This window comes from Bacillus sp. CCB-MMP212, from assembly GCF_022748145.1.
In the GTDB taxonomy this organism is placed as follows: domain Bacteria; phylum Bacillota; class Bacilli; order Bacillales; family Bacillaceae_G; genus Bacillus_A; species Bacillus_A cereus.
Genome location: NZ_JALDQE010000002.1, coordinates 46,857 through 73,127, shown reverse-complemented (window position 1 = coordinate 73,127; position 26,271 = coordinate 46,857). Strand labels below are relative to the sequence as shown.

The window sequence follows — 26,271 nt, the reverse complement described above, 5'->3', positions numbered from 1 at the left end:
ACGAAGGTTTGTAAAATATTACAATATTACATGTAAAATACTTTTTACACCGAAAGGAGAATTACATATATGAAATGGATAATTGTCTTTATTGGAATGATTATATGGGGATATATAAACGGCTTCTTTAGTAGTGATAAAACTGCTAATCCTTGGATTACAGATGATGAACGTGAAACAAAAATTAAACAAAAAGCAATTACGGCAAGCTGGTCCGGTGTTTTTATGTTTTGTACCATTAGCCTCTTAAATAAATGGTTAGGTTTAAGCACAAATGATAAATCACCGTACTTACCAGACCCTATCGCAGCTATTTTAAAGGCAAATGTAGAGTTACAAGTTTTACTCATGCTATTTGTTATGTATGGAATATTTTACTTACATTATCGAAGAAAATTAAGTGCCTAACTTCTAACTCATGATTATCCTCCTAATTGGTTATAGTAATCATGACAAAATGAAAGGAGAGATATAAACATGAGTAACTCGAATGAATTTTTAGATACACTACATGAAAAACAAGCAAAAGATGAACAAAATAGAAAGCGCCAAGGGAACGGAAACCCAGCGAAAAAAAAGCCAAATAAAACACATAAATAACAGTAAAAAACTGCCTAGAACAATCTTTTAGGCAGTTTTTTATTCTTCTTTCACCGAGATAACATTTTCCCAATTCCATTTCTCATAATACCACTCTGGTATATCTACATTTTCAATCCACTTTTTTTCATGTTTTCCATCACTATGAGCTATCCATATATTAGCTTTCTTACGATCTGAACGTATCCATATTAATTGATTGCTCTTCTTCATGAAAATTGGATGATAATCGCCTTGCTTATTAGATGACTTTGTAATTTGATATTGTTTATCGCTTGTGCTATTTATCTCATATAAAGATGGGAATGGCCTTTTTTCTGGCAGAGTTTCAAACCCTCCCTCTTTTGCTCGTGAAACGATAATTACATTATCGTTCTTCCATGTAAAATCCCAATCCACATATCCTTTCGGCGTAAATGTTTGCTGCTGGAGTACTGGCAGTTCTTTTATTTTTAAATGTTTATTCTCTAATGCAACTCTCCCGCTTCCTTCAATATAAGCCAATATGTTTTTTGATGGTGCCCATTTGAACCATTCTGTATTTAATAGCATTTGATCTACTATTTCAAACCGACTACCATCTGCTCGAACTAAGCAAAGCGTATTACTATCAGCTGACCATGAAGCTGTCGGTACCGCTAAAAATGAAATCCACTTTTGATCTGGTGACCACTTAAAGCCACCTGCTACTAGCGCTAGAAAATCATCATGTTCATTTGGCAATGCATACAAATGCTTCATTTTGTGAGGATTCATATGTGCATCTTTTTGCACTTCATATAGCTGAGCCCCTGTCCATCCTGTTGGAAGTAAGTGCGCTTCAGAGGATACAAGAAAGTTCTTTCCATCAGGATACCATGCATAATCACCCACACCAGCCGATACATTTTCAAAATCTGCATTCTTTTTTTCTACATCAAATGTATTCAATGTACCTGTAAATATAAATGCAATTATATTTTCTGTTGGTGACCATTGATAATTCGATGCTTCTGAGTGAAACGGCGTAACTTTCTTTCCATCTTTCAGCCGATATAACTCAAGAATATTTTGTTTCTCCCCTTTTACATATGCCAGCCATTCTCCATCATGTGACCACTTTGGCCCTGTTATGTTCTCTCCTTTTGTAAGTTGTTTTTCTTTCCCATCAACTTTAATCCAAAGGTTATGATGACGAATAAAAGCAACTTTCACACTATTATTTTCTGCGCTAGTAATAGCGATAGAACATAAAAACATAAACAACACTACACTACCACTTACTATTAGCCTTTTCATACCATCACTCCATTTCCCTCATAGCATTCCTCACTTTCTTCCTACAATATGTGAAAAATATCGATTCGACATAATCAGAAAAAATTCCCCAAGAAATTTTCAATTCATAGAGGATTGGTATGAATTATGTCGAAAGTATAGTTTAGCCAACATTTATATTTATAAGTTCTAACTAAAATGTAAGATTACATTTCTGAATATTGGCACTTTTTATTAGGGGGAGTATCAATGAAAAAAACTACATCTACACTATTAAGCATGGCGCTTGTCTTTTCTAGTTTTGGAGCTTTAAGCGCTCATGCTGAATCACTACAAAAGGAGAAGCAATTTAGTCCACAATTAAAAACAACGATTGAACAGTGGGGAGAACATAAAATTGCTCAAAATGTTGAAACGAAAACAACAAAAGAAATATCAGTAATTGTAGAATTGCAACATGCACCTCTCGCTGCTCAAAGTAATATTCAGCATGCTCCAGATTTACAAAATAGTAATGCGCAGTCTTATCATGCTGAGCTAAAAAAAGCACAAGAAGATACGACTAAGAAAATAAAAGAAAAAGCACCTGGTGCAAAAATTAAAGAAGTGTATAATACGTTATTTTCCGGATTCTCTATTTCAGTTCCTGGAGATCAAATTACCTCTCTTGCCTCTTTACCTGAAGTAAAAGCAGTCTATCCGAACTTAACATATAAATTGCATGAAACATCAAAAAATACTACTAACGAAGAAGCACCAAATATCGGTGGACCGACAATTGGTGCACCTGAAGCGTGGAATTTAAAAGATCCATCTGGCAAACCGCTTGATGGAAAAGGCATGAAAGTAGCCATTATCGACTCTGGCGTAGACTATACACACCCTGACTTAAAGGCAAATTATATCGGTGGATATGACACGGTTGATGAAGATAGCGATCCAATGGATGGTAACGTACATGGTACTCATGTAGCTGGAATTATTGCGGGTAATGGAAAAATTAAAGGCGTTGCTCCAAACGCTTCTATTCTAGCCTATCGTGTAATGAATGACGGTGGAACTGGTACAACAGATGATATTATCCAAGGGATTGAGCGAGCGATTCAAGATGGTGCGGATGTGTTAAACCTCTCCCTTGGGCAGGATTTAAATGTACCTGATCAGCCTGTAACATTAACGTTAGAACGAGCAGCGAAACTTGGTGTTACTACTGTCGTTTCAAATGGAAATGACGGACCAAAACCTTGGTCTGTTGATGCTCCCGGTAACGCAAGTAGTGTCATTTCTGTTGGAGCATCTACGGTTTCTATCCCGTTTCCAACATTCCAAGTAGCTGGTTCCAGCAAAACATATCAAGGGTTACCGTTATCAAAATCCGATTTTCCAATAGGAAATGATTCCCCTCTTGTATACGTTGGTTATGGCAATCCAAGTGATTATGCAAAACAAGATGTGAAAGGGAAATTCGCACTTATTTTACAAGGTACTTCTAGTACATTAGTAAAAGCAGAACAAGCGAAGCAAGCTGGGGCACTTGGTGTGTTATTAATCTCTAGCGAAAAAGAAATTAATATGATGCCGGAATATTTTTCACGTGAACATCTAGCTGTCCCAGTAATGCAGTTATCAAATACAAATGGGGAAGAATTAAAAACTTTAATTACAAAACGAAAGAAAAATATAAAAATTGGACAACCAAAGCAAACAGAACTTATCGGTAACTTTAGTTCAAGAGGACCATCACAAGGAAGTTGGCTAATAAAGCCTGATGTTGTTGCACCTGGAGTACAAATTACTAGTACAGTACCGCGAGGCGGCTATGAATCGCATAACGGAACAAGTATGGCTGCTCCGCAAGTAGCTGGAGCGGTTGCCCTCTTGCGTCAAATGCATCCTGATTGGACGACAGTACAATTGAAAGCGGCTCTTGCTAACAATGCAAAAACATTACATGATGTCAATGAAAATACATACCCTGTTATGGCACAAGGATCAGGTTTAATTAACATTCCGAAAGCAGCTCAAACAAATGTATTAGTAAAACCTAACAATGTCAGCTTTGGTCTTATTAAGCCAAATAGCGGAAAAGTAAAACTGACGCAAAATGTTACATTACAAAACCTTTCTAGTAAAAAGAAAAGTTTTTCAACTCGTGTGGAGTTACTAGATGCAAACACAAACACAAAAGTAAAAGCTTCTGTCCCTTCATCGATTAGCATTCAACCGAATAGTAGTACCGAAAAACCATTTACTATCACTGTAGATAGCTCACTACCACAAGGTGTGTATACTGGAAATGTATATGTAAAAGAACAAGGGGCAAAAGAAGAAATTCGAATTCCATTCACATTTAGTATCGATCCTAAAGATTATAAACGTATCGATGGACTTGAAATTATTAATTCTACTTTTAGCCCAAATGGCGACCAAGTACTAGATGATAATCTCATCAACTACTATTTAGTTGCGCCTGTGGATGATGTAACATTGCATGCAAATTTAGTTACGAAAGAACGTGTAACGTATCAAGGGATTATCCATCAAGCTAAAAATGCAACTCCTGGATACAAACCTTTCAAATGGAATGGTACAAAAACCGATGGAACTCCTTTAGCTGACGGGCTATATCAAATCGAAGCAGTTGCTTCTAATTCTGGCGGAGAAACAAAACAAACAGCTGCTGTATTTCTTGATCGAACTGCACCTAAGTTAACATACGAAGTTGACCAAGAAAATCTCGTAATTAGAGGAAAAGTTGATGATATTCTACTAGATTGGATGTCAGAATCTGGTTGGATAGCACCTGGTATTCCAGTGAGAATGCAATATGAAATTAACGGAAATGGTGTATGGGACCAGGCATTCCTGAACCCTTGGGAGAAAAGCTATGACATTTATTTCGATCGTACTCAATTACAAGAAGGAAAAAATACTATTCACATTGTAGCAACTGATGCAGCTGGCAATACCTCTAATTTAACTGTTAATTTAGAAGTGAAATAAAGTGAAACTTTAATCAGTAGAGATTTCGTTCATCCCCACTGATTATTACCCTTCACCAATCGGGAGTTACGGGCAGTTAATCTCCCATCTCACTTCTTTGCTCCAACCGAATTTTGAGGTAGAAATTTTACTGCTCATTAACACGGGATAAAAAATTTTTGTTGACAATTTTTTTAATATAGTTTTATAATACAAAACATAGTTTAGTTGAACGAATTATATATCGGCTTTGAAGGAATACTAGTAGCGACTTATATCACTGTCTCAGAGAACTGATGGTTGGTGCGAATCAGTACATATACAAGCGTGAATTACAATTCTGGAGCTTCTTTCCCGTAATGCTTTTTATGCATGAAGAGAAAGACGGATCTTTCCGTTATCGTAAAGTGAGTGGTAAACAATTAGTTGTTTACAAATAGGGTGGTACCGCGATTTTTATCGTCCCTATCGGATTTTCCGATAGGGACTTTTTTGCGTCCATCCTCTTACACAATTTCATATATACGCGTTGAAAGAATCGCAGTAGTATCTTATATCCCTGTTACAGAGAGCTAATGGTCGGTGGAAATTAGCACATATATAAGTATGAATTACAATTCTGGAGCTTCTTTTTCGTAGTGCTTTTATGCATGAAGGAAAAGACGGAATTTTTCCGTTATCATTAATTGAGATGTAAGTATATTTTCACTTACAAATAGGGTGGTACCGCGATTCTTTCGCCCCTATCGGATTTTCCGATAGGGGCTTTTTCTATTTCTCACAGAAACAGATGTTAAATAATTCCGAATCTTATGATAAAATTTTATAAGCGCTTACAAATAATGAAGGGAGGTGATACAAGCTATACGAAATCGATATTCAATTTTATAGAAAAAAAGGAGGATGTCTAAATGACAAAGAAAACAGAAATTCCATCGCATTTAAAACCATTCGTATCCACACAACATTATGATCAATACACACCGGTGAATCACGCTGTGTGGCGTTACATTATGAGACAAAATCATAGCTTCTTAAAAGACGTTGCTCATCCAGCCTATGTGAACGGACTACAATCATCTGGTATTAATATAGATGCAATTCCAAAAGTAGAAGAAATGAATGAGTGTTTGGCACCAAGTGGCTGGGGCGCTGTAACGATTGACGGACTTATTCCCGGCGTAGCATTCTTCGATTTTCAAGGACACGGATTACTACCGATCGCAACAGATATTCGGAAAGTAGAAAATATCGAGTACACACCAGCTCCAGATATCGTACACGAAGCCGCAGGACACGCACCGATTTTACTTGATCCTACATATGCAAAATATGTGAAACGTTTTGGGCAAATTGGTGCAAAAGCTTTCTCTACAAAAGAAGAACATGATGCATTTGAAGCTGTTCGTACATTAACGATAGTGAAAGAAAGCCCTACTTCTACTCCTGATGAAGTTAAGGCTGCTGAAAATGCTGTAATTGAAAAACAAAACTTAGTTTCTGGTTTATCAGAAGCTGAACAAATTTCACGTCTTTTCTGGTGGACAGTAGAATATGGATTGATCGGAAATATAGATGATCCAAAGATATATGGTGCTGGTCTCCTTTCTTCTGTTGGCGAAAGCAAACATTGCTTAACAGACGCTGTAGAAAAGGTTCCATTTTCTATCGAAGCATGTATAGGGACAACTTATGACGTAACAAAAATGCAACCACAACTATTTGTTTGTGAATCCTTTGAAGAATTAACAGATGCGCTTGAAACATTTTCTAAAACAATGGCCTTTAAAACAGGTGGAAAAGAAGGTTTAGAAAAAGCAATTCGCTCTGAGAACTATGCAACAGCTGAGCTAAATAGTGGATTACAAATTACAGGTACATTTAGCGAGACAATTGAAAACGATGCAGGTGAATTAATTTACATGCGAACAAATTCGCCAACGGCATTAGCGCTTCATAATAAACAGTTAGCAAATCATTCTACTTCTGTACACAGTGACGGATTTGGAACACCGATTGGATTACTCACTGAAAATATTGCATTAGAAAATTGTACAGACGAACAACTACAATCATTAGGAATTACAATTGGAACTATCGCTGAGTTTACTTTTGCAAGTGGTATTCATGTAAAAGGAACAGTAACAGATATTGTAAAAAACGATAAGAAAATTGCTCTTATTTCCTTTATCGATTGCACAGTTACTTATAACGCCCGCGTTTTATTTGATGCTTCATGGGGCGCATTTGATATGGCTGTTGGCTCACAAATCACTTCAGTATTCCCAGGTGCCGCAGATGCCGCAACATTTTTCCCAATGGATGAAGAAGTTCACGAAATTCCTGCTCCACTTGTACTGAATGAACTTGAACGTATGTATCAAACAGTTCGAGATATTCGAAGTGAGGGGATTTTACACGACGCGCATATCGATCAATTAGTAGCAATTCAAGAAGTATTAAATAAATTTTATGCGAAAGAATGGTTGCTGCGCCTTGAAGTATTAGAGTTACTTTTAGAGCATAACAAAGGGCATGAAACATCGGCAGCATTACTACATCAACTTTCTACTTTCACAACTGACGAAGCTGTAACACGCCTTATTAACAATGGTCTTGCGTTACTTCCAGTAAAGGATGTGAAAAATGATGCTAAGATTAACTGAAGAACAAGTTCACGAAGAATTATTGAAGGTAGATAAATGGATGGTAAAAGATGAGAAATGGATTGAACGAAAATATATGTTTTCCGACTACTTAAAAGGAGTCGAATTTGTCTCTGAAGCCGCCAAACTATCAGAAGAACATAATCACCATCCATTTATCCTTATCCAGTATAAAGCAGTTATTATTACTTTGTCATCTTGGAATGCAAAAGGTTTAACGAAACTAGATTTTGAGCTTGCAAAACAATTTGATGAACTATTTTTACAAAACGAAAAAGCAATTATAAGAAAATAAAAGGAGAAGCCTTTTTAGGCTTCTCCTTTTATTTTGAAATGGATACAATGTCCAAATGGATCCTCGACTTGTAATATTCCATCTTTGTACGTAGCAATCTTGCCAATATTTTTTAAGCTTTCACATACTTGCTCTTTTTGTTTTTCATTCGCTAGTACAACTGTGAAATATTTCAAACCAACAGAACCTGGCATTTGCGGTGGTACCCCTTCACCTTGCCATGTATTTAAACCGATATGATGATGATAACCACCTGCAGATACGAACAATGCTCCATTACGAGCTGGAATCGTTACTTCAAAACCAAGACCATCAACATAGAAACGTTTCGCTTCCTCTAAATCAGCTACATGAAAATGAATATGCCCCATCACAGTACCAGCTGGAAAGCCATTCCATGTACTTCCTTGCTGTAATAATTCTTCACCAGCTAACGGGTTACTAACAAATGGGAGTTCTCCATTCTCATCACGCCAAACTTCTTTTTGTCGATCATGATAAATTTCAATCCCGTTTCCATCTGGATCAGCTAAATAAAGAGCTTCACTAAAGTAATGATCGGCTCCGCCATGTAGTGGATATACCATCTCTACAAGATGACGAAGAACATTCGCTAAATCCTGTCTACTTGGTAATAAAATTGCATAATGATATAACCCTGTTCTTCCTCTTTGCTTCGGAAAAGCTTCTTTCTTTTCTTCAATGATAAGAAGTGGTTCATCATTTTCATTCCCAAATGTAACGACTGCTTCTTCTTCTCTTAGCACCTTCATACTTAGTACTTCCGTATAAAACTCTAGTGATTTCTTTACATTAGATACGTATAAATGAACAACATCAAGTGTTGTATCGGGATGAAGTTGAAAACTCATCTTGTTAGCCCCCCCATTTAAATTAGTTCTTTTTTGACATTTTTTCTTTTAAGAAATTATCTACAAAACCATCAGCTTTTGCAACAAATAAGTATGCACCCATTGCTAATAATGCAAGTTCTAATTCGAAACCAGGATTTTTTCCATCTCCCAATAAACCAGCTGACCATTTCACTTTTACGATTGCTCCAACCATAACAAGTGCAAATAATAATCCAATATATCTTACACCTAAACCTAGAATTAATAATAGACCTCCAACTAATTCAAACGTTGCTACACCGTATGCAAGTCCTCCTGGTAAACCAATACTTGTAAACCATCCTGCAATATTGTCAATTCCTGATTGGAATTTTGTTAAACCGTGCATGAAGAATGTTACCCCTAACACGATACGAATAATTAAGTTACCAATATGTTGATTCATTTCATTCTCTCCTTTATAGTTTTCTTATACAAAACTTTTATTTACATTACAAAACATACACTAATTTTTTTTATTCGTCAATTCATTTTCACTGGGAAAAAATATATTTTTTTTGCTATGATACAAATAGTTGTTTACAAAAAGGAGCTTGATTTTATGAATATTGGTTCTGCAATACGTGAAATTCGTCAACGTAGAGGCATAACAATTGCACAAATTTGCGAGGGAACAGGTCTTTCTAAAGGATTTATGAGTCAGGTTGAAAATAATAAAACATCACCATCTATCTCAACTTTAGAAACGATCTCCAATTTTTTAAACGTTCCCCTTCCCTATTTATTGTTAGAGCAAAAAGATCGATTAAAAATTGTCAAAAAAGAAGAACGGAAATACAGTGTATACGGCAAAGATGAGCAAAGAATTGAACATGTTGCGGAGCAAGGGGGCCTTCGCCTATCTTTAGTAGAAATCCCTACTGGATTCCCGAAAGAAAACTCACCAAATGCCCATGAAGGGGAAGAATGTCACCTTGTATTACGCGGAAAACTAGAAGTTCAGCACGGTGAAGATATTGCAATTGTAGAAGAAGGTGATTCTTTCTCATGGAATGCATGCGTTCCTCATATTGTTCGTAATATAGGAGAAGAAACTGCATTATTACTCATCTCTAGTTATGCGGAAAATCGAAAACGTGTTTATTAAATAATAAAAAAAAGAAGCCTGTTAAACAGGCTTCTTTTTATCCCCTTATAATTCCATAACTTGTCCCAACTAGTACAGTCTTTTCATGCTGATTGCGATAAACTGACTCGATTGAAACTTTTTTATAGCCTTCCATTTGCTCAACATTTGTTAAAGTTAGTTCACAAGTGATCGTATCTCCTGTGAAAACTGGTCTAATAAACTCACTTACTAATTCTCTTGCTATGTAATGTAACTCTTCTCCCACTTTCGTCCCAATGCTAGCAGTCAATAAACCATGAACCATTAATCTTCCATTTTCATCGTATTCCACATGGTGTCTACCTTTATCACCGGTAATATTTGCAAATTCAAAAACTTCTTCCTCAGTAAATCTTCTTTCATATTTAAATACATCCCCAGCTTTTACACTCATTTTTATCCCCCTAATAATAAACAGAATTTTCTTTTATTTTATCATAAAACGAGCCTCAATCCATTCTCTATTATCAAAAGTCTCAAAATTACCTCGCTATACTTTTTTACTTTCCATTCATTTATCGGTGACCATCTCTTTTCGCGACTTGGTATCCATAATACGCACATGTTCCATTTCTCGATAGCTCTCTAACTTCAAATCCACAACTTCTATAAAAATCAAAATTGTTCGCTGATGTATGCGCAAACCAATCACCGTGGGGAAGTTTTTGCAGGCAAAGAGCTACAAGCTTCTTACCTAATCCCTTCCCTCTATATTCACACTTCACAACTAAATTTACTATGTTCGCAATCATAATTCCATCAGAAATGACTCTAACCATCGCAACCATCTCTTCCTCATCCCAAATTGTGAAAGCCCATGTTGAATTTTCGAATGCTATCGTAAATTTTTCAATTTGCCAAGAAGGGATATTATCATTACTCCAACCAGCATCTTCAAACAAAGCTTTAATTGCATATGCTGGTACGCTACTCGTTCCCTCACGAATAATAAGTCCATTATGATAAATGTACATGTAACCCCTCCCTTTATTTTCATATACCATTCTTCAAAAAATGCAATTTACCTTTAAAAAAGTAATTTTTTCATCCAACACGCTTAATAGAATAAACTAGAACATCGATTCCATGAAATGACGTTGTTTTCTCATAGCTGAGCCCGGTTTTTCTAGCAACAAATATTGAGGCGGGATGATTCGGATTAATAAGAGAAATTAATTTATTCATTCGTAATGCTTGGAAACCATAGTCACGAAATGCTGCCGCCGCTTCTTTTGCATACCCTTTTCCCCAATACTGAGGAAGTAACCAATAACCAATTTCAATTTCCTCTTTTCCATCTATCTTCTGCTTTACCAGCCCTGCATGACCAATTCTTGTTCCCGTTTCCTTTTCAATCAATACAAATAAACCGAGACCGTTTTTATAGCTAGGAATCACCCATTCCTCCAGACTTTTTTTACACTGCATATATGTTTTTAACGTCCCATTTCCAATATAACGCATTACCTTCTCGTTCCCCCACAGTGAAGCGTAGAACTGTAAATCATCCATTGTATATTTGCGAATTTGTAAACGTTCTGTATGAAACATGCTGGCACTCCTTTCCACTAATTTTTTCTTCATTTCACGATCACGTTTTGTGTGTATACGAAATGTTACTATTTATTATAAAGTGAAACTTTAATCAGTGGGAAATTTTGTTCATCCCCACTGATTATTAGCCTTCACCAACCAGGCGTTTACGGGCAGTGTATCTCCCGTCTAACTTCTTTGCTTTAGCCGAATTTTTAGGCGGGAGTCTTACTGCCTGGAAAATAGCGGGATAAATGAACCAACAATAAAATACAGAATATTCATTCTTAATAACTAAAAAAAGCAGTAGACAAATATTGTCCACTGCATCCATATCATAACTAGCATAAAGAAAACTACAATTGAGGGGGGGGTAGGATTTTCAAATATACTAGATACTTATCCCGTTCTAACGGGCGGTAAACTTTCCAATTGTTTCAAGTGAAAAGTTTACCGCACATAAGAACTTCCTTCGTTCATTAAGATAGTGTTGCTAAATAATCATATACACGCTTAGATTTCTCTCCACCCATTCGTGCATGTTGAAGAAGAGAAATACCATGAGGGCCAGATGCACGCAATGCTTCTGGTTGAGCTACTAAAATAGCTTGTACAACTTCTAATTCACCAAGCATAGCTGCTGCAAAAATATCCATCCGAGCACCCTTTTCTAGTAAATAAAGAGCGATATCTTTACGACCTACATGTGCCGATGCGCCTAACGCACTTTCCCAATCTGATCCACCCCAATTATAAGAGGCGTGAAGTAAGCTTGGCGATTCAGCTAATAGCTCTTGTACTTTCTCTAAATTCCCGTGAGCTGCCATAACAAATTCTCTTACTAATTCAGTGGTAATACGCTCTTCTGTTTGCATCGCTCTTCTCCCCTTCTAGAAATTCGTTTCGGTGTAAAAAACGGTTTGTCATTTCCTTGAAAAATATCTACATCTATGCCAAATACATGTTGAAACATTTCATGGCATAGTACTTCTTCTGGTATACCATCATACTGAATCTTTCCTCGCTTTAATACGAGTAAACGATCGCTATATTGAGCAGCTTGGTTAATGTCATGTAAAACCATTATAATTGTCATTCCAAACTCCTCATTTAATCGTTTCACAAGTTCCATTACTTCCAACTGGTGAACGATATCTAAAAAGGTTGTTGGTTCATCCAATAATAAGACATTTGTACGTTGCGCTAGCGTCATCGCAATCCAAGCACGTTGCCGTTCCCCTCCTGATAAAGAATGTAAAAGACGATATTCATACCCTTCAAGATTTGTAACAGACAATGCCCAATCAACAATTTCTTCATCTTCTTTATTTAAGCGGCTACTCCATGATTTATGTGGACCTCTTCCGAACTCAATTAGTTCTTTCACTGTCAAATCTAATTGATGATCATGCATTTGTGGTAACATCGCTAATTGCTTCGCTACATCAGCACTCTTCATCATATGAATATTTTTCCCATCTAAAATGATGTCCCCTTCGCTTTGTTTCAGTAGCCTTGCTATTAAACGAAGCAAAGTAGATTTTCCCGATCCATTCGGACCAATTAAACTAACGATTTCTCCAGCCTTAATATGTACATTCATATTTTGCATTTGAAATCTTTCAGAGTGTGCATAAAACACTTTGTTAACGGAAATCACGTTGTTTTCCTCCTCTATGAATTAAATATAAGAAGAAAGGACCACCTAAGAAGGACAGTAAAATACCAACAGGCAATTCGATTGGGTCAAACCAACTTCGAGCTATTGCATCTGCAAAAACAAGTAATACCCCGCCGCCAAGGCATGATAAAGGTAGCAAATATCTATAATCATTTCCAACTAATAAACGTAGCATATGTGGTACGACAAGACCGACAAATCCAATAAGACCAGACACACTTACCGCAATTCCAGCTAATAATGTACTTACTACGATTAAATAAAACCGACTTTTTTCCACATTATGTCCTAATAGTTTTGCCATTTCATCTCCAAGCATTAACACTCGAATATGCTTAATACCAAAGAAAGCTAATATAATGGCGAATATTGCATAATAAATAATCATGTTTAAATGTGCCCAACTTACACCACCAATGCCGCCCGCTAGCCACGGTAACACGGATTGTACTTTGTCACTATGTAATAACATTAAAGCTGACGTTGCTGCACCAATTAATGCATTGATTGACACTCCTACTAAGACGATTCTTGAAGGTGGTGCCCCTTTTTGCCATGATAAAGCATAAATAACCATCGCTGTTATGAAAGCTCCTAAAAACGCCCCTAGTGGTAAAAAAGCTAGATGCTGTGGGAATAAAATCATGATGACAATTGCTACAAGGCCTGCTCCAGATGAAACCCCGATAATACCAGGATCTGCAAGAGGGTTTCTCATAACCCCTTGCAGCAGTGTACCAGATGCAGCTAAACATGTTCCTACTATAAACCCAACGAGAACTCTCGGTATGCGAAGATCCCATACAATTCGATGAACTGTCGAACCTTCATCTTGTATACCTGTTAGAATGTCTCGTACAGAAAAAGATAAACTTCCTGCGAAAAGTCCGTAAAAGAGGCCTAGAATTGTTAATACAACTAAAGTAACTGCTATTATCCATCTTTTTTTCGCAAAAGGATGTTCCTTTTCTCTTACTACTTCACTACTTTCCATACGTATCATTTCCTTACATCTTGTATACTTTTATACATAAAGTCCATTGCTTCTGTAACTTTTGTCCCAGGATTAGATCCAAATAAATCAGGTGGCAAAATAACTACGCGGTTTTGTTTTACTGCATCTAAATTTTTCCACGCTTCATTTTTCATCATTTCGCCTTCGAATGCTTTTTTCACACTTTTGGGATCTCCGTGTGTAATTAAATAAATGACATCTGGATTCGCCTCAATAATACGTTCTACACTTAGCTGTGCATATTGCGGATATTCTTTCGTTTCTGGAAAATCAGAAGCAATATTTTTCCCGCCTGTTTTTTCTAAAACATCACCTGATAAAGATGTTGGTAATGCCGCTAAATAAGTACCTGGTGCGCCATACACTAGCAATGCTTTCACATCGCTCTTTTTCTCATATTTCTTCATTTGATCATTGATTTTTTGATTAAGTTCTTTTGCTTTATCTTCTTTCTTCATTACCGTTCCATATAATTCAATATTCTTTTGAATATCTTGTACAGAATTCGCAGAAGAAATGATTACTTTCGTTCCCTGTCCTTCAACCGTTGGCACATTCTTTTGGAATCCATTGTTAGCAACAAGTACATCGGGCTTTAAACTAGCAATTTGCTCAAAGTTCGGTTGATGTGCATTCCCGATTACTTTTGCTTTCTTTAACTCCTCTGGAAGAGTTAATTTCGTATCCGGACGACCTACTACTTTTCCACCTAAAGCATGAATAATATCCATGTCTCCCATACTTAATGTTGCAAAACTTTCTGGTACTTTATCGAATGTTACCTTTCTCCCTGACAGGTCGGTAATTTCGATTTTTTCTTTTCCTTTTTCTGTTTTGGTTGCAGACGCTTTCTCGTCCCCTTTGGCACTGCAACCTATTAACAAGAAAAAAATAGATAAAATCGCTGTAAATAGCGTAATAGATTTTTTCATTCCTTCACCTCTAATTGATAACGATAATCATTAACTACTATTCTACTTTAATTGATAAGGATTATCATTGTCAACATGAAACGCATACATTTTTCTACAAAAAACAAAAAGCGCGACAAAAAGATTCTTTCTTTTCGCCGCGCTCTAGTTAACAATATTATTCACATTCGTTTTCCTCTAACTGGTCACGCATCACTTTCACACGCTGAAAGAAAAAGAACGATAAACTTAAAAATATAACGATGCTCCCCATCATAACAAAAAATTGGATTGTCTCTTTTGCTCCATCCGGAATCAACAAGCCAACCATTAACAATGTACTTACAGCGAGAAGAATTTGTCCGAACCTAGTATAATCTTCTATTTTTCCTTGTAATTCTTTCATTATATTCTCACTCCTCCATTTCACTTTATCATATTCTATGAAACTGAAAGACCAGTAAATACAGCCATTCTAGGAGATGTTTTCCAACAAAAAAAGAGCCGCTTTACTGCGGCTCTTTTTTAATCATTATTCACCTTTATATGCTTCCATATAAATTTCTTTCAGCTCTGAAATAAGCGGTAACTTTGGATTAGCAGTTGTACATTGATCTTCAAAAGCTCTTTCTGCTAATACTCCAACAACCTCTTCAAATTGCTCTTTATCTACCCCTTGTCCTGCAATACTCATATTAATATTTAAGCTTTTTCCAAGCTCAATAATTGCTTTGACGAGTGATTCCACACCTTCTGCTACTGAGCTTGCTGGAAGCCCGAGCATTCTCGCAATATGTGCATAGCGTTCATCTGCTACAAAGTGCTCATATTTTGGGAACAATGCGTGTTTTCTTGGCTTAATAGCATTATAGCGGACTACATGCGGCATAAGAATTGCATTTGCACGTCCGTGCGGAATATGGAATTCTGGACCAATTTTATGTGCTAAGCTGTGATTAATACCTAGAAAAGCATTTGCAAATGCCATCCCTGCAATTGCAGAAGCGTTATGCATTTTTTCCCGTGCTTCTTCATCATTTCCATCTTTATATGCTCTCGGTAAATATTTGAATACGAGATCAATAGCTTTTAATGCTAATCCATCTGTATAGTCATTTGCCATAACAGACACATACGCCTCAATTGCATGTGTTAAAACATCCATACCAGTATCTGCTGTTACATGTGGTGGTACTGTCATTACAAATTGTGGATCAACAATTGCTACATCTGGTGTTAATTCATAATCTGCGAGCGGATACTTTATATTATTTTTCTTATCTGTAATAACCGCAAATGGTGTCACTTCTGATCCTGTTCCTGATGTTGTTGGAATCGCAACAAACTGCGCCTTATTTCCTAATTCCGGATATTTACATGTACGTTTTCTTATATCTAAAAACTTCTGTTTAATGCCATAGAATGTCGTTTCTGGATGCTCATAGAATAACCACATTCCTTTTGCTGCATCCATAGCTGAACCACCACCAAGTGCGATAATTACATCCGGCTTAAAGCTTCTCATCATTTCCGCACCTTTAAAGACAGTTTCATCTGATGGATCTGGTTCGACCTCAAAGAAAACTTCAATTTTCACATCATTTGCATGCTTGTTTAAATAGTGCGTGACTGTATCCACATAGCCATGTTCAACCATTCCAGGATCCGTTACAATAAATGCACGTGAAATGTTAGGCATATTTGCTAAATACGCTGTAGCATGTTTTTCAAAATAAATTTTTGGTGGCAATTTGAACCACTGCATATTCTTTTTTCTATTTGCCAGCCTTTTTATATTTAATAAATGAGTCGCTGTTACATTTTGGGAAACTGAATTTTTTCCGTAAGAACCACAACCAAGTGTAAGTGATGGAATAAATCCGTTATATATATCCCCTATTCCACCTTGTGATGAAGGTGCATTTACAATGAGACGGCAAGCTTTCATACGTAATCCAAATTGCTTTTGCACTTCTTTATTTGTAGAATGAATAACTGCTGAATGTCCTAAACCACCGAGGTTCAACATTTCTTCGCAATATGTAAATCCTTTTTCTAATGAATTCGCCTTCACACAGGCTAATACTGGGCTCAGTTTCTCACGAGATAACGGGTATGCTGCTCCGATACCTTGAATTTCAGCTACAAGCATTTTTGTATGTTCAGGAACAGTAATCCCAACTAATTCGGCAATATACTGTGCTGATTTCCCTACAATATCACTATTTACTGCACATGTATTTTCATTTATAACGAGCTTTTCTAATTTTTTTCTTTCTTCTTCTGTTACAAAGTAACAATTGTTTTCGATCATTTCTGTTTTAACATCATCATAGATTTCTTTATCGACAATGATTGCTTGTTCCGATGCACAAATCATACCGTTATCAAATGTTTTCGATAAAATTAAATCATTAACAGCTCGTTTTACATGTGCTGATTTTTCTATAAAACACGGTACATTACCAGGACCTACACCTAGCGCTGGTTTTCCAGTAGAGTAAGCTGATTTCACCATACCAGCGCCTCCAGTTGCTAGAACGAGTGCCACACCCTCATGGTTCATTAATTGTTTCGTCGCTTCGACAGACGGTCTTTCAATCCATTGAATACAATGTTTTGGTGCACCAGCTTTCATTGCTGCATCATATACGGTTTTCGCTGCTGCCACCGAACAATTTTGTGCAGAAGGATGAAATGCGAAAATAATTGGATTTCTCGTTTTTATCGCAATCAAAGCTTTAAACATTGTTGTCGACGTTGGATTCGTTACTGGTGTTACCCCAGCTACTACACCGACAGGTTCTGCAATTTCTATTATTTCTTCATGAGGATCTTCGTGAATAATTCCTACCGTTTTATCTTGCTTTATACTATGCCAAATATATTCAGTGGCAAAAATATTTTTAATGCATTTGTCTTCATAGACACCACGGCCTGTTTCTTCAACAGCCAATTTTGCAAGTGGCATATGTTGATCAACACCTGCTAATGCCATTTCATGAACAATGTTGTCAATCTGCTCTTGTGTAAAACTTTCTAATGCTTGTAAAGCTTGTTGACCGTTATTTACTAACGTATCAATCATCTCTTTTACCTCTTGCATTTCATTGACAACTTTCTCTTTGACTACCATGTAAATTTCCTCCTATTCTGTTATCACGGTCTTTATAAGTCCCTATAGGTCATGATAAGTCCCGATTAGCGAAAAAAAATAGAGTTACCGTCCTACATGAATCCCATTGTTTGTGAAACATTTCACAAATTTACTCGTGAATAACATTTCATGAATTCAATATACATGAAATCATTTCATTTGTGTATGTCTAATTTGTGAAATATTTCACAAATTAACATAATAAAAAATGCACTGCTCCACATTAGCAGTGCATTTTTTATTACGCTAGCGCTTGTGCTAAATCTTCAATTAAATCTTCACCATCTTCAATACCGACAGAAATACGAATTAATGTATCTGTAATTCCTAATTCTTTACGGCGATCTGCTGGGATTGATGCATGTGTCATTTGAGATGGGATAGAAATTAAACTTTCTACTGCTCCTAAGCTTTCAGCAAGTGTAAAGTATTGCAGTTTCTCAAGTACTTTATTTAATGTTTCCTCACTATCTACATCAAACGAAATAATAGCACCAAATCCATTTGCTTGTTCTGTTGCTAATTCGTGGTTTTGATGTGATTCAAGACCTGGGTAATATACTTTATTTACTTTTGGATGATTATTTAAGAATTCAGCAATAGCGCGTGAATTCGTTTCATGTTCTTCCATACGAATTCCTAATGTTTTTAAACCGCGAAGTAGTAAGAAGCTATCTTGTGGTCCAAGAATACCTCCTGTTGAGTTTTGTACAAAGTGAAGGTCTTCTGCTAGTTGTGGGCTATTTACCACTACTAGACCTGCAACTACGTCACTATGACCTCCTAAATATTTCGTTGCACTATGAAGTACAATGTCTGCTCCTAAAGAAATCGGCGACTGCCAATATGGCGTCATGAATGTATTATCAATAATTGTTAATAAATCTTTCTCTTTAGCAAGAGTAGATATTTTCTTAATATCAGTAATTTTTAGTAATGGGTTCGTTGGTGTTTCCACATAGATCGCTTTCGTATTTGGACGAATTGCTTCTACAACTTCCTCTAAGTTTGTTGTGTCTACAAATGTATGTTCAATACCGAAGCGGTTTAATACTTTCGTAATAACACGATACGTTCCACCATAAACATCATCTGTTAAAATAACGTGGTCACCTTTTGAGAACAACATAATTGTCGCTGTAATAGCAGCCATTCCAGAACCGAATGCAAATCCAGCATGACCATTTTCTAATACGGCAATCATTTCTTCTAAAGCTGCACGTGTTGGGTTGCCTGTACGTGAATATTCATATCCTTGATGCTTACCAACCGCTTCTTGTTTGTACGTACTTGTTTGATAGATCGGTACGTTTACAGATCCAGTTGAAGGTTCTCCTATGCGAATACCATGAATTAACTTTGTCTTTGCTCTCATTTTTTATTCCCATCCTTTGTATATGTCTTTACTTAAATAGCGCTCACTGCTATCAGGAAAAATGGTTACAATATTTGTACCTGGTGCTGCCTTCTCTGCCTCAAGTAAGCTCGCATGAAATGCTGCTCCTGAAGAGCTCCCAACGAGAAGTCCTTCTTTTTGCGCTAATTCTTTCACTCGTAAAAATGCATTCCGATCAGAAATCGTATGAATTTCATCAAAATAAGATGTCTTCAAAAATGGCGGGATAAATTCCAGTCCAATTCCTTCGGTCTCATGTGAACCAGCCTTACCACCATTTAAAATAGATCCTTCTGGCTCTACGATAACTGTTTTAATATCTATATTTTTTTCTTTCAAATAAGATGCAGTCCCCATAAACGTACCGCCAGTTCCTGCTCCAGCAACAAATATGTTAATCTCTCCATTCAGTGCATCCCAAAGTTCAGGACCTAGTGTTTTGAAATAAGCACGCGGGTTTGCTTCATTCGCAAACTGACTTGGAGAGTATGAATTCGGTATTTCATTTACTAATTCTTTTGCTTTTGCAATTGCACCGGTCATTCCTTGCTCAGTCGGTGTATGCACGACCGTTGCACCTAGTGCTTTCATTAATTCTTGTTTTTCAATACTAAATTTCTCTGGTACACAAACGATAACACGTAAATCATGTTCTAATGCTGCAAGTGCCAGTCCAATACCAGTATTCCCAGCAGTCGGTTCAATAATTGTTCCACCTTGGGTAACAAGCCCTTTTTCTAGCGCATCTTCGATTAATTCTCTTCCTAAACGATCCTTAACGCTTCCGCCTGGGTTATAAAATTCAAGCTTTGCAAATAAGCGGACCCCTTTCGGAAGTGAAAAACGAGTAATTTCTACAATTGGTGTATGACCAATTAACTCATGAACTCCACGATATACATTCATCGTGTTCTCCCCCTTGTTTGCCAATAAAGAAAAGGCAACTGTATGTATTTTCTTTATATGAGACAGTTGCCTTTTTGTTACATTACTTTAACTCTTCTAACACTTTTACGATAAAGTTTGTAGAATGAAGAGCTGCTTGATCTAAAAACTGATCAAATGAAACATTTGATTCTTTACCAGCAATATCAGAAAGTGCGCGAATGATAACAAACGGAACTTCATATTGGTGGCATACTTGTGCGACAGCTGCTGCTTCCATTTCTACCGCATAAAGATTTTCAAATTTATCACGGATGGCTGCAACGCGGTTCGGATCACTCATAAATGAATCGCCTGTTGCAATCATGCCTTTTACAACTTGAATATTTTCTTCAGTTTGCATACATTTCTCAGCTAATGCAACTAACGCCTCATCAGCTTTAAATCCAGGCGGCATTCCTGGTACTTGACCATATTCATAGTTAAATGCTGTTACATCTACGTCATGGTGACGAACTTCAGTGGAAATAACTACATCACCAACGTTTAGAGAATGATGGAATCCACCAGCTGAACCAGTATTAATTACTTTTTCAGGCTTATATTTTTCTAATAAAATTGTCGTTGACATCGCTGCGTTTACTTTACCAATACCAGACTTTAACAAGATTACTTCATGTCCTGCTAATAGTCCTTTCGTAAATTCACAACCTGCAACCGTTTCTGTCTCTGCTTGTTCTAATTTGTCACGTAAAATACGTACTTCTTCTTCCATTGCTCCAATTACAGCAATTCTCAATCTAATCCCTCTTTCTATTGCTTAGTTGCCTCCATTACCCAAACGAAATGATTTAATCTCGTAAACGTTACATGGAAGCCATTGTTTTCAAAAATAGTCTGCATAACTGGAATGCGTGTATAGTATTCCGTTTGCAAATCGTTTGCTAACTGGTGAAAACCTCTTTGTTTTGCTGTTTCAACAGTTTTATCATATGCATCTTGATCTGCAAATATCGTATCAGCAAACACTATTTTACCACCTTTGTTTAGCAATTGACTATACTTCGCAACCGCTACATTTTTTTCATCATCTGTTAAATGATGAAATGCATAGGTGCTTACAATGGTATCAATTGAATTTGGGACTTCAAACGAAAGAAAATCACCTTCTGTAATCGAAAATTCTTTTGGCAATTTCTCTTTTGCAATCATACGCATTTCACGCGACGGTTCTATACCGTAAACTGTGCGGCCAGCAAGTAATAATTTATTTGTTAAATTACCTGTACCGACACCAAATTCTAATACATTACCAAATGACTTGTTAACTACATCCTCTAGAATATCCTCATAATGGGCGAAAACTTCTTTATATTGTATATCTTCGCCTTGTACGAATGAGTCGTACGTATGAGCCCACTCATCAAATAAACCATTAAATTCTGTGCCCATAAAAATTCCCCTTTTTCTTATCGGTTTTATCAGTATGATATTCCCTCTTTCTAAAAATGTCAATTGAAATGTACATGGTATTTCCTTCTTTTCTTTGTTACACTATAGTTGATTACATAGGAGAGGGGCCGTCTTCATGTCATTTACCTTTGAAATGTTAGAAGATAAAGTAGAATTTTTTGAAGCGGGAGACTTAGCTTCTTTAGAACGAAAAATTAGTGAACAAATCGATAATAATAAAGCACTTATGCTTGAAGTTCATCACATCTCACATCAAATGGTTATGGATCCTGAAAGCAAAAGACCGTATTATAGCGCGGTTGTTCATTTTAAATTAAAGAAATTGCGTTAACTAAAAAAGAGAAGCTCCTAAGGAGCTTCTCTTTTTTAGTTTAGAGTTTGAACAAGTACTGGTTTCCAGCCCTCATTGTCTACCCAATCAATATTTACGTAATATCTTTTTCCACTTTGCTTATCTTGAACGTCACCATAAGCTTTACTCTTTCCAGTTTTGTCTCTTCCAACAAAATGGAATACTAATTGCTCCTTCGGTACTTCAATACCTGCAGCAATTGCACTTTGCATCTCATTCCAATCTGATGACCCCTGTTTAAACGTCATCGCTGGTGATGAACCTTGCTCTGTTCCTACAGCTTTCCAAGAAGGTTTTGTATAAGCCTCTTTTGCCTTGGATACAGTTTTTTCAGCTGATACTTTCTCGTTAGCTTTCGCTTCTTCTTCAGCTTTTTTCTTTTCTTCCTCAGCCTTTAACTTCTCTTCTTCAGCTTTTTGCTTAGCTTCTGCTTGCTCTTTTTCTTTTTCTTTTTTCTTAGCAGATTCTTTATCTTCTGATTTTCCAGCTTTCTCATTCTTTGTTGTTTGTTGAGAGACTTTCTTATCAGTAGAAGATGCTTGCTCTTTCGTACTAGGAACGAACAATTGATATGCTACAATAGCTACTAATAGTAATACAATAGCGATTGCAATATTTAAAACACCGTTTTGACGACGTTTTTGTTGTTTCTGTTGGAATCTTGATCCTCCTGCCATTCTCCAAACCTCCATGCAGTTTTTCCTAATTGCTATTGTAACATTAAATCTAGAAAGGTTGAACATTTACAATGATATTTTCATGAAATGAAAACAATTCACTATAAATTGCAAGATTACTTTTCATTCTCCAATTGATAGATTGCTCCTACCATATCTTTAAAAATAGGTGTGACTTTATTCACTTTGTTATCAGTCTCTAGATCAACAACAACTAAAGCATATCTTGGATTCTCATACGGAAAATAACCTGCAAACCAGCGATTCACCCTCGTCCCTTTCCCTGTTTGCGCTGTCCCGGATTTTCCAGCGACACTGAGCGGTAACGAGCGGAATGCCGTTCCTGTTCCTTTCTCCCTTGTTACAACGCCTCTTAATAACTCTTGTAATGTTTTCACTGTTTCATACGAAAGCTGTTTTCCATGTAACGTATGGTTCTCAAATGTAAAAAAATCCGCTCCATTTTTATATACTATTTTTTCAACAGCTTTCACTTCCATCTTTTCTCCATTCCTCGCAATCGTCGCCATCATATTAGCAATTGCTAGAGGTGATATACGTACATCTTTCTGTCCAATCGCTGTTTGCTCTACCGCTTTTTTACTATTTTTGTTTTCTTCATTCCCCCAAATAGTAGAGCCTTTTTCTTCTGGCATTTGCTCGAAATGAGGTGTATGAAATACAGAACCTTTCCATCCGACCTTTTCATTTGCTCCTAAAGCTGCTACGTATGTTTCTAGCACCGTCCTATCCTTTTGTAATAGCTCGTTACCTAACTCAGAAAATGTCCTGTTACAGCTCCTAGCAAAGCTCTCTTTGAAGTTAAGTGTACCCATCATAACTTGTGGGTCGTTTTCACCATATAAATCTTTATTACAATTAAATGTCCGATTAAACAAATTTACTTTTTGATCAATGACTGCAGCTGCAACTACTGTTTTAAAAACAGAGCCTGGAAAATGCGGCGTTAACATTTGATTTTCAAGTGTAGTCTTATATAAATTCTTATCTCTTACTTGTAAAGACGGCTTACTGACCATCGCTAATATTTCATTTGTCTTTACATCAAGTAATACTAATCCCCCCTTCTTTATTTCATTTGCTTCAATCACTTCTTCTGCTTTTTGCTGCAACCCTTTATGTAAAGTAGTTTGAATCCTAACGGGGTAAAATGGATTTCCTGGTGAAGTATATTTCGCTTGCTTTCCGAAAATCGGTTCTCCTTGCCGATCTACTTGATACAATACTTTTGCCTCTCCATCAGTCAATAAAAATTCATCAAATGATTGCTGTAATCCTGAAATACCTATCGGCGTTTGTTTTGAAATTTTTTTCACTTCTCCATATCGCTTTTGAAATTCTCTTTCGTTCTCCCCTACATCACCAATTAAATGATTTATCTCCCCAGTTTGTTTTAATCGCACTTCAGCTGCTACAATACCTAATACATGTAATTGATTCACCTTCTCCATCTGCTCTCTTGTCACTCGAAATGGAGCAGTTTCCCCTTGCAGTATAAATGCATTTTTTTTATTTTTCATTTGTCTTCTGATCTCTTGTCTCGACACACCAATGATATGCGCGATTTTCTCTAACATGTCATTTTTTATTTGTAAAAATGGAAAAACAATTAAAACAGGATACTTTTCCTCACCTATTTCTTTACCACTACGATCTATAAACTGCCCACGTCCATCGTCTACTGCAATGGATTGCGTACGTTGCGTAACACTTTTTTCAATTAAATTTATTTTGCGATCAGTAAATGATTCTGTATCTATAATTTGAATTTGAATTAAACGACAAAGCAATAAAAACATAATGCCCATAAAACAAATTAAAACAATTGTAATTCTCCGTTTTATTTTCATAAAAAAACACCTCGTCTATTATAGTTTGGACGGAGTGTTTCATCTTTTATACAAATAAAAAAATCACTCGTTTTTACACGAGTGATTTTTTTATTATTTTACAGAGACAATCTCTACTTGCATTTCTCCGCCTGGTGTTTGGATTGTTACTTTCTCACCAATTTGCTTACCTAATAAGCTTTTTGCGATTGGAGAATCGTTAGAAATTCTTCCTTCAAATGGATCAGCTTCCGCACTACCTACGATTGTGTACGCTTCTTCATCTCCATTTGGTAATTCTTTAAATGTTACTGTTTTACCTAATGTAACAACAGTAGATACTTCGCCATTATCTTTAATGATAACTGCGTTACGAATCATATTTTCTAATTGTGTAATACGTCCTTCTACGAACGCTTGCTCATCTTTTGCTGCATCGTACTCAGAGTTCTCAGAAAGGTCCCCGAAGCTACGTGCGATTTTAATACGTTCCACTACTTCTTTACGTCTTACTGTTTTTAATTGCTCAAGTTCGTTCTCTAGTTTTTGCTTACCCTCTTGCGTCATAGGGTATGTTTTTTCTGTTGACATATTTTCCACTCCTTTTATATACCAATCCCCCGAAAAAAAGAGGAGTTCCATATGAAAACTCCTCCGCTTCCATTGTTAGCGGAGGTTTCTAGTACCCTTGCACTAGCGGAGTTGTCACATACAACCCCGTATTTCCAATTCTTCTTTATATAAAGAAGATATGTATGGAAAGTTGATATAAATATGCCCTCACCTATATATAGATGAGGTTGCATGTTTCATTGTATTCGATGGGAAGGGAAAAAATCCCTTCCTACCGTATATCTTTTACTATGCTATTACAAATTTACTTTTTGTTCAAGAATTGTTGCAATTTTTGTCACCATAATATCAATTGCAACATGGTTTTGTCCACCTTCAGGGATAATAATATCCGCAAACTTCTTAGAAGGCTCAATAAATTGATTGTGCATTGGACGTACAACAGTTACGTACTGATCAATAACTGAATCCATCGTACGACCGCGCTCTTTAATATCACGCTGCATGCGGCGCAGAATACGAAGGTCAGCATCTGTATCAACGAATAACTTAATGTCCATCAACTCACAAAGACGTGGGTCTTCTAAAATAAGAATTCCTTCTAAAATAATTACATCTTTCGGCTCAACTGGAATAATTTCTTCTGAACGCGTATGCAATGTATAGTCATATACAGGCTTATCAATTTGCTCATATGCAAGCAACTGCTGCAAATGTTCAATTAACAGATCATTATCAAACGCAAGCGGATGATCATAATTTGTTTTTAAACGCTCTTCCATTGGTAAATGGCTTTGATCTTTGTAATAATAATCTTGCTCCAAGATTAAAATGGAATGACCTTTAAAATGGTCAAAAATCGCTTTCGTTACACTTGTTTTTCCTGATCCTGAACCACCAGCGATTCCAATTACAACAGGCTTATTCGTCCCCATTCGACTACCAC

27 protein-coding genes and 2 other annotated features are annotated in these 26,271 nt (G+C 36.5%); of the genes, 7 read left to right on the top strand and 20 right to left on the bottom strand.

Annotated features, from left to right (window positions below; translation table 11 throughout):
• Positions 1-69 precede the first annotated feature (69 nt).
• Together MRP26_RS05070 and MRP26_RS05065 are read left to right on the top strand one after the other, a co-directional pair.
• Complete coding sequence (locus MRP26_RS05070) at positions 70-408, top strand: hypothetical protein (protein ID WP_053563627.1); 339 nt, start codon at positions 70-72, stop codon at positions 406-408.
• A 69-nt stretch (positions 409-477) separates the two neighbouring features.
• Positions 478-600 (top strand): DUF4023 domain-containing protein, encoded by a 123-nt coding sequence (locus MRP26_RS05065; protein ID WP_000071866.1) that lies wholly within the window; start codon positions 478-480, stop codon positions 598-600.
• 39 nt (positions 601-639) lie between these two features.
• On the opposite strand, the gene MRP26_RS05060 is transcribed toward MRP26_RS05065, so the two are convergent.
• Entirely contained in the window at positions 640-1,878 is a 1,239-nt protein-coding gene (locus MRP26_RS05060) for a TolB family protein (protein ID WP_197242763.1), read from the bottom strand.
• Between the two features lie 228 nt (positions 1,879-2,106).
• Here MRP26_RS05060 and MRP26_RS05055 point away from each other — a divergent pair, with 228 nt between their 5' ends.
• The 3 genes from MRP26_RS05055 (at position 2,107) to MRP26_RS05045 (ending at position 7,800) form a co-directional block, all read left to right on the top strand.
• Positions 2,107-4,860 carry a S8 family peptidase gene (locus MRP26_RS05055; protein WP_242806023.1) on the top strand — a complete coding sequence of 918 codons (2,754 nt, stop codon included), beginning with the start codon at positions 2,107-2,109 and terminating at the stop codon, positions 4,858-4,860.
• Between the two features lie 220 nt (positions 4,861-5,080).
• Positions 5,081-5,309 (top strand) — a binding site (T-box leader).
• A gap of 50 nt (positions 5,310-5,359) precedes the next feature.
• Positions 5,360-5,587: a binding site (T-box leader), on the top strand.
• A gap of 163 nt (positions 5,588-5,750) precedes the next feature.
• Positions 5,751-7,505, top strand: a complete 1,755-nt coding sequence (locus MRP26_RS05050; RefSeq protein WP_197242765.1) for an aromatic amino acid hydroxylase — start codon at positions 5,751-5,753, stop codon at positions 7,503-7,505.
• Positions 7,486-7,800: a 4a-hydroxytetrahydrobiopterin dehydratase gene (locus MRP26_RS05045; RefSeq protein ID WP_000979553.1), complete on the top strand. Its 315-nt coding sequence runs from the start codon at positions 7,486-7,488 to the stop codon at positions 7,798-7,800. Before MRP26_RS05050 ends, MRP26_RS05045 begins: the two co-directional genes overlap by 20 nt.
• 14 nt (positions 7,801-7,814) lie before the next feature.
• Here the strand turns inward: MRP26_RS05045 and MRP26_RS05040 are convergent, their stop codons facing one another.
• Positions 7,815-8,672, bottom strand: coding sequence for a VOC family protein (locus MRP26_RS05040; protein WP_000009848.1), 858 nt, complete (start codon positions 8,670-8,672; stop codon positions 7,815-7,817).
• Between the two features lie 22 nt (positions 8,673-8,694).
• Positions 8,695-9,099, bottom strand: a complete 405-nt coding sequence (locus tag MRP26_RS05035) for a DoxX family protein (RefSeq protein WP_001071553.1) — start codon at positions 9,097-9,099, stop codon at positions 8,695-8,697.
• Between the two features lie 156 nt (positions 9,100-9,255).
• Here MRP26_RS05035 and MRP26_RS05030 point away from each other — a divergent pair, with 156 nt between their 5' ends.
• A complete protein-coding gene (locus MRP26_RS05030; RefSeq protein WP_001020693.1) occupies positions 9,256-9,801 on the top strand; it encodes a helix-turn-helix domain-containing protein in 546 nt (181 codons plus the stop codon).
• Between the two features lie 37 nt (positions 9,802-9,838).
• Here the strand turns inward: MRP26_RS05030 and MRP26_RS05025 are convergent, their stop codons facing one another.
• The 13 genes from MRP26_RS05025 to MRP26_RS04965 form a co-directional block, all read right to left on the bottom strand.
• Positions 9,839-10,216 carry a hotdog family protein gene (locus MRP26_RS05025; RefSeq protein WP_000111564.1) on the bottom strand — a complete coding sequence of 126 codons (378 nt, stop codon included), beginning with the start codon at positions 10,214-10,216 and terminating at the stop codon, positions 9,839-9,841.
• Between the two features lie 121 nt (positions 10,217-10,337).
• Positions 10,338-10,796 carry a GNAT family N-acetyltransferase gene (locus MRP26_RS05020; RefSeq protein ID WP_000276127.1) on the bottom strand — a complete coding sequence of 153 codons (459 nt, stop codon included), beginning with the start codon at positions 10,794-10,796 and terminating at the stop codon, positions 10,338-10,340.
• Positions 10,797-10,866: 70 nt separating this feature from the next.
• Positions 10,867-11,406, bottom strand: a complete 540-nt coding sequence (locus MRP26_RS05015; RefSeq protein WP_002024815.1) for a GNAT family N-acetyltransferase — start codon at positions 11,404-11,406, stop codon at positions 10,867-10,869.
• Positions 11,407-11,834: 428 nt separating this feature from the next.
• On the bottom strand, positions 11,835-12,230 hold the full coding sequence (locus MRP26_RS05010; RefSeq protein ID WP_242806018.1) for an ankyrin repeat domain-containing protein: 396 nt from the start codon (positions 12,228-12,230) through the stop codon (positions 11,835-11,837).
• Positions 12,197-13,015: an ABC transporter ATP-binding protein gene (locus tag MRP26_RS05005; RefSeq protein ID WP_000626528.1), complete on the bottom strand. Its 819-nt coding sequence runs from the start codon at positions 13,013-13,015 to the stop codon at positions 12,197-12,199. The genes MRP26_RS05010 and MRP26_RS05005 overlap by 34 nt, the downstream gene beginning before the upstream one ends.
• The gene (locus tag MRP26_RS05000; protein ID WP_002082127.1) at positions 13,002-14,030 is read right to left on the bottom strand and encodes a FecCD family ABC transporter permease; all 1,029 of its coding nucleotides are present in this window, start codon (positions 14,028-14,030) and stop codon (positions 13,002-13,004) included. The genes MRP26_RS05005 and MRP26_RS05000 overlap by 14 nt, the downstream gene beginning before the upstream one ends.
• 5 nt (positions 14,031-14,035) lie before the next feature.
• Positions 14,036-14,983 carry an ABC transporter substrate-binding protein gene (locus MRP26_RS04995; protein ID WP_016080223.1) on the bottom strand — a complete coding sequence of 316 codons (948 nt, stop codon included), beginning with the start codon at positions 14,981-14,983 and terminating at the stop codon, positions 14,036-14,038.
• A gap of 157 nt (positions 14,984-15,140) precedes the next feature.
• Positions 15,141-15,368 carry a YrhC family protein gene (locus MRP26_RS04990; protein ID WP_000661454.1) on the bottom strand — a complete coding sequence of 76 codons (228 nt, stop codon included), beginning with the start codon at positions 15,366-15,368 and terminating at the stop codon, positions 15,141-15,143.
• Positions 15,369-15,494: 126 nt separating this feature from the next.
• Positions 15,495-18,098: a bifunctional acetaldehyde-CoA/alcohol dehydrogenase gene (gene adhE / locus MRP26_RS04985; protein WP_197242768.1), complete on the bottom strand. Its 2,604-nt coding sequence runs from the start codon at positions 18,096-18,098 to the stop codon at positions 15,495-15,497.
• A gap of 262 nt (positions 18,099-18,360) precedes the next feature.
• The gene (locus MRP26_RS04980; RefSeq protein ID WP_001201921.1) at positions 18,361-19,494 is read right to left on the bottom strand and encodes a bifunctional cystathionine gamma-lyase/homocysteine desulfhydrase; all 1,134 of its coding nucleotides are present in this window, start codon (positions 19,492-19,494) and stop codon (positions 18,361-18,363) included.
• 3 nt (positions 19,495-19,497) lie between these two features.
• Positions 19,498-20,421 (bottom strand): O-acetylserine dependent cystathionine beta-synthase, encoded by a 924-nt coding sequence (locus MRP26_RS04975; RefSeq protein WP_001103877.1) that lies wholly within the window; start codon positions 20,419-20,421, stop codon positions 19,498-19,500.
• Positions 20,422-20,503: 82 nt separating this feature from the next.
• Entirely contained in the window at positions 20,504-21,199 is a 696-nt protein-coding gene (mtnN, locus tag MRP26_RS04970) for a 5'-methylthioadenosine/S-adenosylhomocysteine nucleosidase (RefSeq protein WP_001217027.1), read from the bottom strand.
• A 14-nt stretch (positions 21,200-21,213) separates the two neighbouring features.
• The gene (locus MRP26_RS04965) at positions 21,214-21,852 is read right to left on the bottom strand and encodes a class I SAM-dependent DNA methyltransferase (RefSeq protein WP_000536323.1); all 639 of its coding nucleotides are present in this window, start codon (positions 21,850-21,852) and stop codon (positions 21,214-21,216) included.
• A gap of 136 nt (positions 21,853-21,988) precedes the next feature.
• On the opposite strand from MRP26_RS04965, the gene MRP26_RS04960 reads away from it, so the two are divergent.
• Entirely contained in the window at positions 21,989-22,204 is a 216-nt protein-coding gene (locus MRP26_RS04960; protein WP_000010984.1) for a YrzA family protein, read from the top strand.
• Positions 22,205-22,239: 35 nt separating this feature from the next.
• On the opposite strand, the gene MRP26_RS04955 is transcribed toward MRP26_RS04960, so the two are convergent.
• From MRP26_RS04955 to udk, 4 genes are all read right to left on the bottom strand, one after another.
• A complete protein-coding gene (locus MRP26_RS04955) occupies positions 22,240-22,902 on the bottom strand; it encodes a YrrS family protein (RefSeq protein ID WP_000897094.1) in 663 nt (220 codons plus the stop codon).
• A gap of 116 nt (positions 22,903-23,018) precedes the next feature.
• A complete protein-coding gene (locus MRP26_RS04950) occupies positions 23,019-24,773 on the bottom strand; it encodes a peptidoglycan D,D-transpeptidase FtsI family protein (protein WP_071729611.1) in 1,755 nt (584 codons plus the stop codon).
• Between the two features lie 93 nt (positions 24,774-24,866).
• Entirely contained in the window at positions 24,867-25,343 is a 477-nt protein-coding gene (gene greA, locus MRP26_RS04945; RefSeq protein ID WP_014894880.1) for a transcription elongation factor GreA, read from the bottom strand.
• Between the two features lie 278 nt (positions 25,344-25,621).
• Positions 25,622-26,260: a uridine kinase gene (gene udk / locus MRP26_RS04940; RefSeq protein ID WP_000537080.1), complete on the bottom strand. Its 639-nt coding sequence runs from the start codon at positions 26,258-26,260 to the stop codon at positions 25,622-25,624.
• Positions 26,261-26,271: the final 11 nt, after the last annotated feature.